We start from the raw sequence: 12,331 nt of genomic DNA, 5'->3' as shown, positions 1-12,331 counted from the left end.
GCCTTAGGGCCGGTGCCGGCCGGCCCTCCCGCCCGCGAACGGAATAACCGGAAGATTCCTCCGCTTATGCGGGAACCACGCCCGAGGAACGAACAGGAAGGCTCACCATGAGGATCGGAATCATCGGCGCCGGGAACATCGGCGCCACGCTCGCCCGTCGGCTCCCGACCAAGGGCCACGACGTGTCGGTCGCCAACTCGCGCGGACCGGAGACCCTCGACCCCGAGGTGACGTCCACCGGGGCGCGCGGCGTCACCGCGGCGGAGGCCGTCCGCGACGTCGACGTCGTCGTGCTGTCGATTCCGCAGAACAAGATCCCGGACCTCGCTCCGCTGCTCGCCGACCTGCCCGCGGGCACACCCGTCATCGACACGGGCAACTACTACCCGGCCCGCGACGGCGAGATCGACGCCCTCGAGCAGGGGCAGGTCGAGGGCGAATGGGTGTCCGAGCAGCTGGGTCGGCCGGTCGTCAAGGCCTGGAACGCCATCCTCGCCGGGCGGTTCGCCGACGCGGCCCGCGAGCCGGGCGACCCCGAGCGCATCGCCATCCCGGTGGCCGGCGGCGACGAGGACGCCCGGCGCGTCGCCCTCTCGCTCGTCGAGGACACGGGGTTCGACGCGGTGGACGCCGGGTCGATCGAGGAGTCGTGGCGCCAGCAGCCTGGCTCACCGGTCTACTGCACGAGCCTGACGGCCGCGGAGATTCCGGCGGCCCTCGCCGCGGCGCAGCGGGACAGGCTGCCGCGCCGGCGGGACCTGGCGATCGCGGTCATCACCGACCGCGCGCAGGACCCGACCGGGACCGTCGACGCCGACTACCTGACCGCCCTCAACCGCCTCCTCTACCTCTGAGCGGGTTCAGCGGCGGCACCCGACGGGGGCGACCCGGTCGCGGCCCTCGAGCCGGCCGCCGCTGAGGGTCTTCCCGACGAGCGCCGCCTGGGTGCTCCGGCAGGTCAGGCCCGTCTTCGCGGTCACGAACGTCATGACGAGGTCGCGCCGGCCGTCGCCGTTCACGTCCACCATCCGGTGGCGCAGCGGCACGGCCCGGTTCGGCCCGAACCGGAACGTGCGCCGGTCGAGCCGGTCCGCGCGCAGGGACCGCGTGCTCTTCAGCGCCACGACGACGGTGGACCCGCGTCGCCCGATGCGCACCTGGTTGTGGGCGCGGCCGGGGACGACGTCGACGGGGGCGTAGAGGAAGCAGTCGCCGATGACGGTCCGCACGTGGTTGGGGGTGTCCTTGCCGAGGGTGACGACGGCGGGCCCCACCGCCAGCGGGCGGCGGGCGGCCTGCACCGGCGCGAGGTAGCGTCCCCGGTTGCTCAGCGTGACCGTGGCCGTCGAGGGCGCCCCGCGAGGCAGGGTCACGTGCGCGGGCAGCAGGGGGATGACGATGGCCTGCCGCGCGACGACGTCGGCGGCGCGCCACGGGCCCCCGTCGGCGGGCGCGGTCCTCGCCATGAGGAACTCCGTCGCGTAGTTCGAGGTGGCGCCGGTCGTGCCGGGGAAGACCTCGAGCCCGGCCTCGAACCGGATGCCGTCCCGGCACGCGGAGACGACGTCGATCACGCGCCCGTCGAGGTTCTGCCAGCCCGCATGGGCCGGGCCCGACGCGCTCACCGCGAGCGCCGTCGAACCGGTCAGGGCGCAGACCGCGACGGCGGTCAGGGCGAGACGCGGCCGGCCCCGCCGGCGGGCGGGGCTCGGGGTCGCGCCGCGCCCGGTCGGGGGGCGGACGTGGGGGGCGGGGGTCGGGCTCATGGCGGGCACTCCTCGGCGGCGGCCGGTCCGGCCGCCCGATGACGTCGCGGGTTCGACTGGGCTCAGCGTCGCCCCGGCTCCGGCGCGGCGGCAACGGTTGTGTCGGTCGGGGAACACCCGGGGTGTCGGCTCGCGCACACACTGAAGCGTGTCGAGCACGCAGGACCGCCGCGAACGGGATCCGCCCCCCGGGCCGGGGGTGGCCCCGCAGGCCGACGCGGGGGTCGTCCTCCAGGCCGACCTCGTCGGCTTCACCCCGCTCGCGGCCGCGATGAGCCGGGACGGGCCCCGGGGGATCGAGCGCCTGCACGCCCTCCTCGACGGGACGTTCGCCGCGATGACGGGGGCGGTGGAGGACCGAGGCGGCCGGGTCGTCGCCTTCGCGGGCGACGCGCTCACCGCGGTCTTCACCGGTGAACCCCTGGCCACGAGCCGGAGCCAGGGCCTCGCGGCGGCGCGAGACCTGCTCGCCGTGCAGGATCCGACGTGGTCCTCCCCCCGCAGCAGCCCGAGCTTCCGCGTCGGGCTGGGCAGCGGGCGGGTCCTCCTCACGGACCTTCGCCTCGGATCCCTCGACGCGCCGCCGACGGCCGGCCCCCTCGCCCCGGGGCGCCGCGACCTCGTCGTCACCGGCTCCGCGGTGGACGCCGCGGGGTCGGCGGTGCGCCGCGCCGCCCCGGGATGCGGCCTCGCCTCGTGGTCGGCCCGGGCCGTCCACCCCTCCGACCGGCCCCTGACGGTGCCGGCCGCCGACCCGTCGATGGGTGCCCATCACCGGGTGGTCACGACCGCCTTCGTGCACGTGGACCGCGCGATGATCGCCCGCCCGCGCCCGGCGGGCGGGCCGGGCGGGAGAACCCTGCTCGGGGAGGCGGCCGGGATCGTCGCCCGGCACGGCGGCGATCTGCGCCAGATCGAGGGGCGCGGCGCGGAGATCGTCCTCGTGCTCGGCTTCGGCGCGCCGCGCAGCGACCCCGACGACGTCGTCCACGCCGTCGCCTGCGCCCGCGACCTGCTCGCGCTCGGACGCGAGCACGGCCTGCGGGCCCGCGCCGGCCTCGCCACGGGCGAGACCTTCTGCGCCGAGCTCGGGGGGCCGGGGCATCGCGAGTACGTCGTCGTCGGCGACTCGGTCAACCAGGCAGCTCGCCTCGCCCAGAGCGCCCGGCCGGGCGAGGTGCGCATCGACGGCGTCACCGCGCGAGGCGCGCGGGAGAAGGGGCGATTCTCGACGCGGTCGCTCGGGCGGTTGCGGCTCAAGGGGAGAGAGGCCCAGATCGCCTACGCCGTCCGGCGCGACGGCGGGCGACCCCGGCACACGTCGGGGTCCGAGCCGCCCCGCCGGTCGGTCGGGCGCAGCGTCGAGGTGGCCCGCCTGCGCGACCTGGCCGCCGTGGACCGCGAGGGACCGGACGGGCGGGGGCGGGTCGTGCTCGTCACCGGGGAGGCGGGCATCGGCACCTCGCACCTCCTGCGTCTCGTGCGCGGTCGGCTGTCCGGGCTCGTGGCCGCCGGATCCGGCTGCGCGGCCGACGGCACGCCCTACCTGCCCTGGCGGACGATCTGGGCCGAGCTGGGCGACGACGCCTCCCTCGCGGGCCTGCCCGGCGCCGACCGCGAGCTGCACCCGCTCCTCGCGACCGCGCTGGGGACGCCGACCCCGGACACCGAGGCCACCCGGCGGCTGTCGCCGGAGGACCGGGCCGGGGCGACCCGGCGGCTGCTGTCGGACCTGCTGAGACGCGCCTGCGCCCGGCACGGCCGGGTGACGATCCTGCTGGACGACGCCGACGATCTCGACGAGCTCTCCGGGCGGCTCCTCACGGAGGTCGCGCGGCTGACGCAGACCGACCCGCTCGCGCTCGTCGTCGCGGCCCGCGGCCCGCTCGACTCCCTCGCGGGGGCCGGTGTCGTGCTCGATCGGCTCGTCGTCGGCCCCCTGGACGGCGCCGCCGCCCGCCTGCTGGCGGCCGACCTGCTCGGACCCGGCCATCCCCGGCTCGAGGCGGTGGCCGCCCGCAGCGGGGGCAATCCCCTCTTCCTGCGCCACCTCGCCCACTGGACCCGCGAGCGGGACGCGGCCGAACGGGCCGGGGCGGGGCGCGGGGCCGACGACGACGAGCGCGTCGATGCGGGCGGCGAGCGGGCCGAGGACGACGAGCCGCTGCCCACCGACGTCCGTCGGGTGGTCCTCGCCCGCCTCGACGCGCTCGGCCCGGGCGAGCAGTCCCTCGTCCACGCCGCGGCGGTCGCCGGCCGCACGGGCACGCTCGACGTCCTGGGGGCCTGCGCCCGCGCCGCCGGAGTTCCGCTGCGAGACAAGGAGGCTCCGCTCCCCGACGCCGACTGGCCGCGGTCGCTGGGCGGTCTTCTCGTGCGCGGCGGCGACGGCGCGACCTTCGCCTTCACCGACCCGCTCGTCCACGACGTCGCCTACGCGACGATGAGCCTGGCCGTACGCTCCCGCCTGCACGAGGCGGCCGGCGACACCCTCGAGGGCGCGGGGCCGGACCCCGCGGCGCCGGATCGGACCGCCCGCGTCGAGCTGCTCGCCCACCACTACGGCCGCTCGGGCAACGTCGGCAAGCAGCGCCGCTGGATCGGTGCCGCGGCCCGGATCGCCGAGCGGGACTACGCCACCGCCACCGCCCTGGCGCACCTGCGTCGCCTCGGCGCGATCGAGCGCGACGACGTGGTCGCGCGGGCCGACCTGTGGACCCGGCAGGCCGCGGTCCTCGCCCTGCTGGGCAGCCGCTCCCGGGCCCAGGCGCTGCTCGAGCGCGCCCTGGAGATGGTCGACGCCCCGGCACCCCCGACGCCCGCGACGCCCCCGACACCCCCGGCCGGCGCGCCCGACACGCGTCCCGAGGCAGGCGCGACCGCCGCTCGGGCGCGGCGCGACCTCGGTGCCCTGCTCCTCTCGACGACGCGATCCGAGGACGCGCTCGGGCTGCTGGCCACGGCGGCACGGGAGCTCGAGGCCGGCGGGGACCTGGAGGGGGCGGCGGCCGCCCTCGACCGGCTCGCCTTCGGGCACCTCGACCGCGGTGATCTCGCGCGGGCGGAGGCGGTCGCCCGGCAGCAGATCGAGCTGGCGCGGCGCGTCGGCAGCGACGCCCTCGTCGCCGCGGCGTCGTCCAACCTCGCCCTCACGGCCCGGGCGCGTGGTTCCGCGCAGCGCGCCCTCGACCTGAGCCGGGAGGCTCACCGGCGCGCCCTGCGCAGCCGGGACCGGCGCCTCCTCGTGCACACCGGCAACGACCTCGCCGGCCGTCTGCTCGAGCGCGGCGAGCCCGTGGAGGCGGCGGCCCGGCTCGAGGAGGCGCTGGCCACGGCCCGCTCGATCGGCTACCTCGGGGCCGAGGTGGCGCTCGGCGGCAATCTGGGTGAGCTGCACCGACTCTGCGGCGATCCCGACACGGCGACGGCCCTCGTCGCCGCGGCCCTCCGCGCGGCCCTCGACCTGCAGGACTGCCCGACCGTCGCCCGCTGCGTCGTCAACCTCGCCCTCGCCCGCCTCGACGCCGGGGACGCCACGGCGCGCGACCTCGCGACGCAGGCCGCTCAGGTGGCCGTGGACCTCGGCCAACCGGCCTGCGGGCAGGAGGCGCGGGCCGCGGCGTCCGCGACGCCCCCGACACCCGTGACATCCCCGACATCCGAGGCACCCGTGACATCCGAGTCGGCCACGGTGTCGATGTCGGTGTCGACGGGGCCGGAACCGGGGCCCTCCCGTTCCGGGGTGCGGCTGCCGAGGCCCCTCGACCTCGCCGGGCCGCCCACCCCCGCGCAGATCCAGGCCCTCGTGCGCGCCGCGGCCCGGCTCGCGGCCGCCCGCGATCGTGTCGGGGCCTGAACGCGCCCGAACGCCCTGGTGGGAACGCCCCGACGGGCGGACAATGGTCAAGGTGGACGTTCCCCTGCTGGCTGCCCTCGACGAGGCGGCCCGCACCCGCTTGCGGGACATCGGCGCCCGCCGGCACTTCCGGCGGGGCGAGGTGATCTTCCACGCCGGGGACGCCGCCAACTCCATGCACCTCGTGCTCAGCGGTCACGTCTCCGTGCAGATCACCACCCGGTCCGGGGACCTGGCCATCCTCACCGTGCTCGGCCCCGGGGGGAGCTTCGGCGAGATCGCGCTCCTGCGGGAGGAGGCCCAGCGCTCGGCGACCGTCTCGGCGCTGGACCTGGTCGAGACGTTCGTGCTGTCCAAGGCTGACTTCCGCCGGTTGCGGGCGACCACCCCGGCGATGGACCGCTACCTCGTCGACCAGCTCGCCCGGTACGTCCGCCGCCAGGACGCCCGCCTCGTCGAGGCGTTGTACGTCGCCGTCGACAAGCGCGTGCTGCGCCGGGTCCTCGCCATGGCCCGGCTCTACGGCGACGGCGGCGCCGGCACCGTCGTCCCGTTGACGCAGGACGTCTTCGCGAGCATGGCCGGCACCACGCGGCCCACCGCCAACCAGGTGCTGCGCGCGGCGGAACGCGAGGGTCTCCTGACGGTGTCGCGGGGGCGGATCCGCATCGAGGATCCCGCGGGGCTCGCCCGCCGCGCGCGGTAGCACGCGCTTCGCGATCGGCCGGGGGTCGCGCCGGTCCGTTCGATCCGTCCGAGCGGAGCGGGGCCGACGCACACCACGCGCCCGGTGTCTGTCGGCCCGCCGACACCGGGGGCGGTTCCGCGGCGATGCCGCCCGGGCGGGGGGCGGCCGCACGGTGGGGACACACCCGGACGCACCGGGCGTGCACCTCACGGGAGGCAACACTCATGAACACCATCACACGACCGCGCCTCACGCGGGCCGGGACGATCACCTCGGTGGCGCTCACCGCGCTGCTGGCCGGCGGCGCCCTGGGCCCCGCCGCGGCGCAGGCCGCCGTCCCCGACGCCGCCGGCACCGCAGCGGCCGCCGCCTCGGCCGCCTCGTCGCAGACCCGCACGAGCGGAACGGCCGTCGACATGACCACCGCCCCGGCGGGCCTCCTGCGGGCGGCCGCCCCGGCCCCGCCGCCGCCCGTCCCGCGCACCATCCAGCGGCTCCGCCTGGCCACCGTGCCGGTCCAGGTCGTCAACACCTACAGCAACCTCGCGGCCGACGTCATGGGCGGATCCACCGCCGTCGGCACCGGTACGTGGCTCTGGCCGAGGACGGGCTCCGCCGCCCAACTCCTCGACTTCCTGCCCACCGGCGACGGGTACTACCGGATCCGGGTCCGCCACTCGGGCCAGTGCCTCATGCTCGACTGGCGCACCGGCGCCTACAAGGACGGGACGAAGATCGTCCAGCACCCCTACTGCAACACGGGCTACTTCCCCTCGCAGTGGCGGCTGCAGAACGTCCGGACGAGCTACACCGTCAACGGGGCGACCGTGGCCGGGCCGAGCTACACACGCCTGGTCAACCGGCGCACCGGTCTCTGCCTCGACGCCGACAACCCCCGGGGCTACACCCCGCCGGTCCGCGCGGCGCTGCAGCAGTGGCGCTGCCTGCCCACCACCGGCCCCTTCGGTGGCAACCAGTCGTGGGACATCCTGCGCCACGGCCAGAACCGCGCGAGCTGACCCGACCGGACACCCGGCCGGGCCCACCGGGGGCGGGCCACCCGCGCGTTCCCCCACCCACGGCCGCGGGGTGCGCGCTGCGAACCACGCCGCGCACCTCGCCGGCCCTCGACCCGCTCGTCCGCGCCACCGCTGCTCCGGGCGGCCGCCCCACCCCTCACCGAAAGGGAAGACCGATGAACCTCACCCAGGCGGCACCGATCGCCGCTCGCCGCACCCTCCTCGCCACGACGGCTCTCGGTCTGACCGCCGCGCTGTCGGGCCCGGCCGGCTCGGCGCTCGCGACGCCGGCGCCCGCCGCGAGCCCGACCGCTCTCCGTACGGCTGCCCCCGCCCACCTCGGCGTCCCCGCGGGTCCCGTCCGGCCGATCGTGCCGCGTGACGCCGTGCGGATCGTGACCGCCCTGCAAGCCCTGCACCGCTACGAGCTCGTCAACACGGCGAGCCGCCTGCGCGCCGACGTCATGTGGGCCTCGACCGCCCCCACGACCGGGGTGTTCCTGTGGCCGGACAACACGAGCCGTTCGCAGGAGTTCCGCCTCCTCGGCAGCCCGGGCGGCTACGTCCGGCTGCAGGCCGTCCACTCCGGTCAGTGCCTCATGCTCGACTGGCGCGGTGGTCGGTACGTCAACGGCACGCGCATCGTCCAGCACCCCGACTGCAGCACCGGCTACGCGCCCGCGGAATGGATGGTGCGCGCCGTCCCCCAGGCGCCCTGCACACAGGGCGCGCCGTACTTCTGCGGGTTCCGTTCCGTCAAGCACGTGCTCGTCAACCGCCGGACCGGCCGCTGTCTCGACGTCGCGAACGCCGCCGGCGGCCGTCCGCCCGCCCGCGCCGTCCTCCAGCAGTGGGACTGCGTGACGCGCGACGACGCGTGGAACATCGGCAACCAGGGGTGGGACTTCTTCGACCTCGACGCTCCCGGACCCCGCATCGGCTGACGCCGGGGCGGTCCAGCGGAACCGAGCGGGCCGCCCACCGATCGGTGGGCGGCCCCCTCTCGGAGCCGGGGTCGTGCCGCCGGGGCCCGGAGGGGGGTGCCGGCGCACACCTGGGCGGCACCCGCCCTCCTCGGGCCGGCCGCCGGCCGCCATCGGTCTATCGAGGGGGGGCCGACAGGCATGTCGGGGAGGACGAGACCCCGGCCCGGGCCGCCCGTCACCGCCCTCACGGTGCGTTGCGCGAGGGGGAGCGCGGCCAGCTTCGTCGCGAGGCGCAGTGCGCTCACTCCGGCGCGGGAGCTCGGGTTCGCGATCCCCGGGACGCCCGGGGGCAGGTCCTGGACGCCGGCGACGACCGGCCGCATGAACCGCTCGTAGGCCGCGAACGCCGCGTCGGGGTGGCCGGGAGTGCGGGTCAGCTCGGCCGCGAGCACGTAGGCGCCGATGAGCGCGAGGCCGGTGCCGCCGCCGCCGACGGGGGTGACGCACCAGGCGGCGTCACCGAGCAGGCCCACGCGCCCCCGGTGCCACGTCGCGGCGCGGATCTGACGCAGGTCCTCGACGTAGAGGTCGGGGTCGGATGCGGGCCCGTCGAGGATCCGCGGCGTCTGCCGGCCCACTCGTTCGAAGCGGTTGCGCAGCAGCGCCACCCAGGCGTCCCGGTCGAGGTCCCGGTGGCGCCCCGACGGCTCGCGGAACGTCAGCATCGCGCGCACCGTGCCGACGTCGTCGGGGCGCAGGTGCACCTGACGCGACCCCGGCAGCACCAGGACCCGCCACCAGTCTCGTCGGCGGCCGTGCGCGGGATCCGCCCGTAGGCGCAGTACATGTCGAGCGGGGTCACCCCTGCGTCGAGGCCGAGGCGGTCCCGCGTCGGCGACCCGACTCCCTCGGCCGCGACGACGACGTCCAAGCGTCCGCTCGCTCCCGAGTCGAACCGCACGTCGACCCCGCCGGCGTCCTGGGTCTACGAGGCGACGGAATCGCCGAACCGCCACGTCACCCGCTCGCCGCACGCGTCGACGAGCAGCCTCGACAGGGCGCCGCGCAGGATCTCCAGCTCGGCGGTGGGACCGTCGCCCGCGCCGGGGGTGGCGGGGAACTCGGACACGGTCCGCCCCGCCTCGTCGACGAACCGCGTGCCGACCTCACCCGTCGAACGCCCGCGCACCGCCTCGAGCAGGCCCATGCGGGCCACCACCTCGCGGGCGGCCCCGCGGACGTCGACGTTCTGGCCGCCCTCCCGCAGCGCCTCCGCCTGCTCGACGACCGTGACCTCGTGGCCGGCCCGATCCAGCCAGAACGCGAGGGCGGGCCGGCGATGCTCGCGCCGGTCACGAGGACACGCAGGGGAGCGGGAGCGGGCGCGCCGCCGTCGATGCTGTTCACACCTCACCCTTTCATCGGCGTCACCGTCGGGGGACGACCGGGTGACGTCCGACCCGAACAGGCGTACGGTCGCTGGATGGAGCCGTTCGGCTCTGACGAGGGAGATGGATTCATGTCCGACAAGTCGCCCCGACACGCGATGTCGAAGAAGAGCACCAAGTCCCTGAAGGAGAAGCGGCGCGAGAAGAAGGACGCGGCCTCCGGCGGAACCCAGGTCGAGGGGGCGCTGCACCCCAAGCGGGGCTGATCGGAGCGGCGAACGGAGGTGAGCTGGCGAGCCGGAGTGAGCGCGACAGAAGGCTCTGAGCGGCGAACGGAGGTGAGCGTGCGAGCCGTCGTGAGCGCGACAGTTGGCTGGAGCGGCGAACGGAGGTGAGCTGGCGAGCCGGAGTGAGCGCGACAGAAGGCTCTGAGCGGCGAACGGAGGTGAGCGTGCGAGCCGTCGTGAGCGCGACAGTTGGCTGGAGCGTGACAGAAGGCTCCGTGCTGCCCATCGCAGGCCCCGGGCGGGTCACGCCCTGGCGGTGGCCCGTCGACCGCGTGGCCGGCGGCGACGGATCAGGGACGCCGGCCGGGGTGATCGAGGACGATGTCCGCCGCCCGCGCGACGACCTCGTCGCGCTCGCCGCCCGGATGGTCGGCGGCCAGGACGTGGCGGCCGATGGCCAGGCAGAAGGCGAGTAGGGCACGGGCCTCGACCTCGTCGGGGTCGGTGCAGAAGCTGCGGATGGCCTCGCGCGCGAGCTGGAGGCGCCGGTTGTCGACGCGGCGGAGGCGTTCGGCGACGCCCGCGTCGCGGCGGGCCCAGTCCCGCACCGCCAGGTCGACGTGCAGCAGGCGGTCGTCGGAGAAGGTGAGCCGGCCGGCGAGGCGCATCCGCTCCACCGCGTCGCCGCCCGCCGCCTCGACGCGGTCGACCACGCCCTCCACGCTCTCGCGCTCCCAGGTGTCCAGCATCTCGGTCAGCAGCGCGTCGCGATCGGCGAAGTGGCCGTAGAAGCCGCCCTTGGTCACCCCGATCGCCTTGGCCAGGGCCTCGACGCGCACGGCGTCGACACCTCCCCGGGCCAGGGCCTGCAACCCCTCGTCGACCCATCGGCGCCGTGGTGTCCGCAGAGCTCCCATCGCCAGATCCACCCGTCTTCTCAGACCCTGTTGTGCGGTTGCGTACAACAGTCGTAGCCTCCAATGTACGCCACCGTATGACGGAGGGGGAGCCGCGACCCGCACGATCCTCGACCGATGACGGAGTTGTCATGAGAGCCTCACTCGCCGAACGGGCCACCCGTGCGCGGCCACCCCGGAAGGGGATGAGCACGCTCGCCTGGGCCGGCGGGCTCACCACGTTCTACATAGCCGCCCACACGATCGGCGCGCTCACCGTGGAGGGCGCGGCCCAGCACGCCGGTGCCTGGTTCGGAGGGCAGCTGCAGGGGGTCGAGTTCTCGGACATGACTCCCGCGATGAGTGCCTACTGGTTCAGCGTCAACAGCTTCGGCCCGCCGACCTTCGTCGTCGGCCTGACCGTCCTGTGGCTGAACCGCCGCGGCATCACGCCGCCCGCGTTCATCGGCTGGGGCTTCCTTGCGTGGGCGGCGCTCGGCATGATCACAGGCGGCCCGAAGATCGATCAGGACCTCATCATCATCGTGGCCGGGGCGCTGCTCGTGGCGGCGGCGCGCCAAGGCGCCCGCGCGGAGCGCTGACATGCGCATCGGCACCCACGACCCCCGCGCCGCCCACACGTCGGAGCTGTTGGCCGCCTCCGGCCTGCGCTCGGACTGGAGCGACCGCCAACGCCTGCCGGTGTCGGCCCGCGCGAGCACCGACCCCATGGAGTGGGCCGACCGGCTCTTCCCCGATCTCTCCCCTGCCGCCGCCCGGCTCCTGGCCGCGCGCGACCGCCTGGTCTCGCCGCTCGGGTTGCGCGAGGCCTCACCCGAGTCCTTCGCGGTGCACGCCCGGACCGATCGCGAGGTCCTCCTCGGCAGCGACGACCGGCATCTGGACTTCCGAGCCGCCGTCCGCCGCAACACCGATTCCGTCGACGTCGTCACGGTCGTCGAGAGCCACCACCTCCTCGGGCGGCTCTACCTCGTCCCGGTCCGGCTCGTGCACGGCGTGCTCGTGCGTCGGATGCTCCGGCGGGCGGCCGCCGTCCTCGACCCGCCATCGACCGACCGAGACGGAGCGACCCGATGAGGATCACCGAGGTCGGTCACCCGGCATGCCGAGCGCGAGCTGGGTTCGCCGCCGCCCATGCTCCCGGCCGCCCTCCTGGGCCTCGGGGCCTGGGGTGCGCTGCTCGACCCGCGAGGCGGCTTCTGGCTCTTCTTCCCCGTCGCCGAGCCGGCCCGGCGACCGAGCCGCGGCGCCCGTGGCACTGATCCGGTCGGTCAGGAGAAGGCGGGCGCGTCAGCGGCCAGCGTGGCGGCCGCCGTCGCCGGCCGTCCGTAGAGCCAGCCCTGCACCATCGGGCAGCGCAGGTCCTGGAGGGCCGCCTCCTGCTCCGTCGTCTCGACGCCCTCCGCGATGACCTCGGTGATGCCGAGGCTGTGGACGAGGTCGATGATCGCGCGGACCTGCTGCGGCGCCTCGGCGTCGAGGCCGAGCCGGGCGATGAGGGAGCGGTCGAGCTTGACGCAGTCGATGGGGAGGCGCAGGAGGGT

General features: G+C 75.9%; 13 protein-coding genes and 1 pseudogene. 9 read left to right on the top strand and 5 right to left on the bottom strand.

Features of this window, described 5'->3' with window-relative positions; all coding sequences use genetic code 11:
- The first annotated feature begins 107 nt into the window (after window positions 1-107).
- Window positions 108-854: an NADPH-dependent F420 reductase gene (locus tag ICW24_RS01945; protein WP_226344026.1), complete on the top strand. Its 747-nt coding sequence runs from the start codon at window positions 108-110 to the stop codon at window positions 852-854.
- A gap of 6 nt (window positions 855-860) precedes the next feature.
- Here ICW24_RS01945 and ICW24_RS01940 read toward each other — a convergent pair whose 3' ends face one another.
- Entirely contained in the window at window positions 861-1,766 is a 906-nt protein-coding gene (locus ICW24_RS01940) for a hypothetical protein (protein ID WP_226344025.1), read from the bottom strand.
- 148 nt (window positions 1,767-1,914) lie between these two features.
- Between ICW24_RS01940 and ICW24_RS01935 the strand changes: the two genes are divergently transcribed.
- The 4 genes from ICW24_RS01935 to ICW24_RS01920 all read left to right on the top strand — a co-directional run bounded on the left by ICW24_RS01935 (window position 1,915) and on the right by ICW24_RS01920 (window position 8,273).
- The gene (locus tag ICW24_RS01935; protein WP_226344024.1) at window positions 1,915-5,622 is read left to right on the top strand and encodes an AAA family ATPase; all 3,708 of its coding nucleotides are present in this window, start codon (window positions 1,915-1,917) and stop codon (window positions 5,620-5,622) included.
- Window positions 5,623-5,674: 52 nt separating this feature from the next.
- Window positions 5,675-6,328 carry a Crp/Fnr family transcriptional regulator gene (locus ICW24_RS01930; RefSeq protein ID WP_226344023.1) on the top strand — a complete coding sequence of 218 codons (654 nt, stop codon included), beginning with the start codon at window positions 5,675-5,677 and terminating at the stop codon, window positions 6,326-6,328.
- A 206-nt stretch (window positions 6,329-6,534) separates the two neighbouring features.
- On the top strand, window positions 6,535-7,329 hold the full coding sequence (locus ICW24_RS01925; RefSeq protein ID WP_226344022.1) for an RICIN domain-containing protein: 795 nt from the start codon (window positions 6,535-6,537) through the stop codon (window positions 7,327-7,329).
- A 176-nt stretch (window positions 7,330-7,505) separates the two neighbouring features.
- A complete protein-coding gene (locus ICW24_RS01920; RefSeq protein WP_226344021.1) occupies window positions 7,506-8,273 on the top strand; it encodes an RICIN domain-containing protein in 768 nt (255 codons plus the stop codon).
- A 425-nt stretch (window positions 8,274-8,698) separates the two neighbouring features.
- Here ICW24_RS01920 and ICW24_RS19530 read toward each other — a convergent pair.
- Window positions 8,699-8,980, bottom strand: a pseudogene (locus ICW24_RS19530) (FAD-dependent monooxygenase); the annotation flags it as partial.
- A 260-nt stretch (window positions 8,981-9,240) separates the two neighbouring features.
- Window positions 9,241-9,669, bottom strand: a complete 429-nt coding sequence (locus tag ICW24_RS01910) for a Rossmann-fold NAD(P)-binding domain-containing protein (RefSeq protein ID WP_226344020.1) — start codon at window positions 9,667-9,669, stop codon at window positions 9,241-9,243.
- A gap of 105 nt (window positions 9,670-9,774) precedes the next feature.
- On the opposite strand from ICW24_RS01910, the gene ICW24_RS19110 reads away from it, so the two are divergent.
- Window positions 9,775-9,909, top strand: coding sequence for a hypothetical protein (locus tag ICW24_RS19110; RefSeq protein WP_264176050.1), 135 nt, complete (start codon window positions 9,775-9,777; stop codon window positions 9,907-9,909).
- Window positions 9,910-10,220: 311 nt separating this feature from the next.
- On the opposite strand, the gene ICW24_RS01905 is transcribed toward ICW24_RS19110, so the two are convergent.
- Entirely contained in the window at window positions 10,221-10,787 is a 567-nt protein-coding gene (locus tag ICW24_RS01905; protein ID WP_226344019.1) for a TetR/AcrR family transcriptional regulator, read from the bottom strand.
- Window positions 10,788-10,918: 131 nt separating this feature from the next.
- Here ICW24_RS01905 and ICW24_RS01900 point away from each other — a divergent pair, with 131 nt between their 5' ends.
- From ICW24_RS01900 to ICW24_RS01890, 3 genes are read left to right on the top strand one after another with little or no spacing between them, the layout of a single operon-like run.
- Entirely contained in the window at window positions 10,919-11,368 is a 450-nt protein-coding gene (locus tag ICW24_RS01900) for a hypothetical protein (RefSeq protein ID WP_226344018.1), read from the top strand.
- Between the two features lies 1 nt (window position 11,369).
- Window positions 11,370-11,864, top strand: coding sequence for a DUF2867 domain-containing protein (locus tag ICW24_RS01895; RefSeq protein WP_226344017.1), 495 nt, complete (start codon window positions 11,370-11,372; stop codon window positions 11,862-11,864).
- 57 nt (window positions 11,865-11,921) lie between these two features.
- The gene (locus ICW24_RS01890; RefSeq protein ID WP_226344016.1) at window positions 11,922-12,119 is read left to right on the top strand and encodes a hypothetical protein; all 198 of its coding nucleotides are present in this window, start codon (window positions 11,922-11,924) and stop codon (window positions 12,117-12,119) included.
- Here ICW24_RS01890 and ICW24_RS19850 read toward each other — a convergent pair.
- On the bottom strand, window positions 12,059-12,313 hold the full coding sequence (locus ICW24_RS19850) for an EAL domain-containing protein (RefSeq protein ID WP_226344330.1): 255 nt from the start codon (window positions 12,311-12,313) through the stop codon (window positions 12,059-12,061). The genes ICW24_RS01890 and ICW24_RS19850 overlap by 61 nt on opposite strands.
- Between the last annotated feature and the right edge of the window lie 18 nt (window positions 12,314-12,331).

Origin of the sequence: Agilicoccus flavus (assembly GCF_014857905.1) — a bacterium.
Taxonomy (GTDB): Bacteria; Actinomycetota; Actinomycetes; order Actinomycetales; family Dermatophilaceae; genus Agilicoccus; species Agilicoccus flavus.
The sequence above is the reverse complement of the archived record's forward strand: the minus strand, read 5'-3'. Positions and strand labels throughout refer to the sequence as shown.

What these genes read in the sequence shown, in the direction of transcription:
- ICW24_RS01945 (WP_226344026.1), top strand. Translation starts at nt 108, where the DNA reads ATGAGGATCGGAATCATCGGCGCCGGGAACATCGGCGCCACGCTCGCC.
- ICW24_RS01940 (WP_226344025.1), bottom strand. Translation starts at nt 1,766, where the DNA reads ATGAGCCCGACCCCCGCCCCCCACGTCCGCCCCCCGACCGGGCGCGGC.
- ICW24_RS01925 (WP_226344022.1), top strand. Translation starts at nt 6,535, where the DNA reads ATGAACACCATCACACGACCGCGCCTCACGCGGGCCGGGACGATCACC.
- ICW24_RS01920 (WP_226344021.1), top strand. Translation starts at nt 7,506, where the DNA reads ATGAACCTCACCCAGGCGGCACCGATCGCCGCTCGCCGCACCCTCCTC.
- ICW24_RS19110 (WP_264176050.1), top strand. Translation starts at nt 9,775, where the DNA reads ATGTCCGACAAGTCGCCCCGACACGCGATGTCGAAGAAGAGCACCAAG.
- ICW24_RS01905 (WP_226344019.1), bottom strand. Translation starts at nt 10,787, where the DNA reads ATGGGAGCTCTGCGGACACCACGGCGCCGATGGGTCGACGAGGGGTTG.
- ICW24_RS01900 (WP_226344018.1), top strand. Translation starts at nt 10,919, where the DNA reads ATGAGAGCCTCACTCGCCGAACGGGCCACCCGTGCGCGGCCACCCCGG.
- ICW24_RS01895 (WP_226344017.1), top strand. Translation starts at nt 11,370, where the DNA reads ATGCGCATCGGCACCCACGACCCCCGCGCCGCCCACACGTCGGAGCTG.
- ICW24_RS01890 (WP_226344016.1), top strand. Translation starts at nt 11,922, where the DNA reads ATGCTCCCGGCCGCCCTCCTGGGCCTCGGGGCCTGGGGTGCGCTGCTC.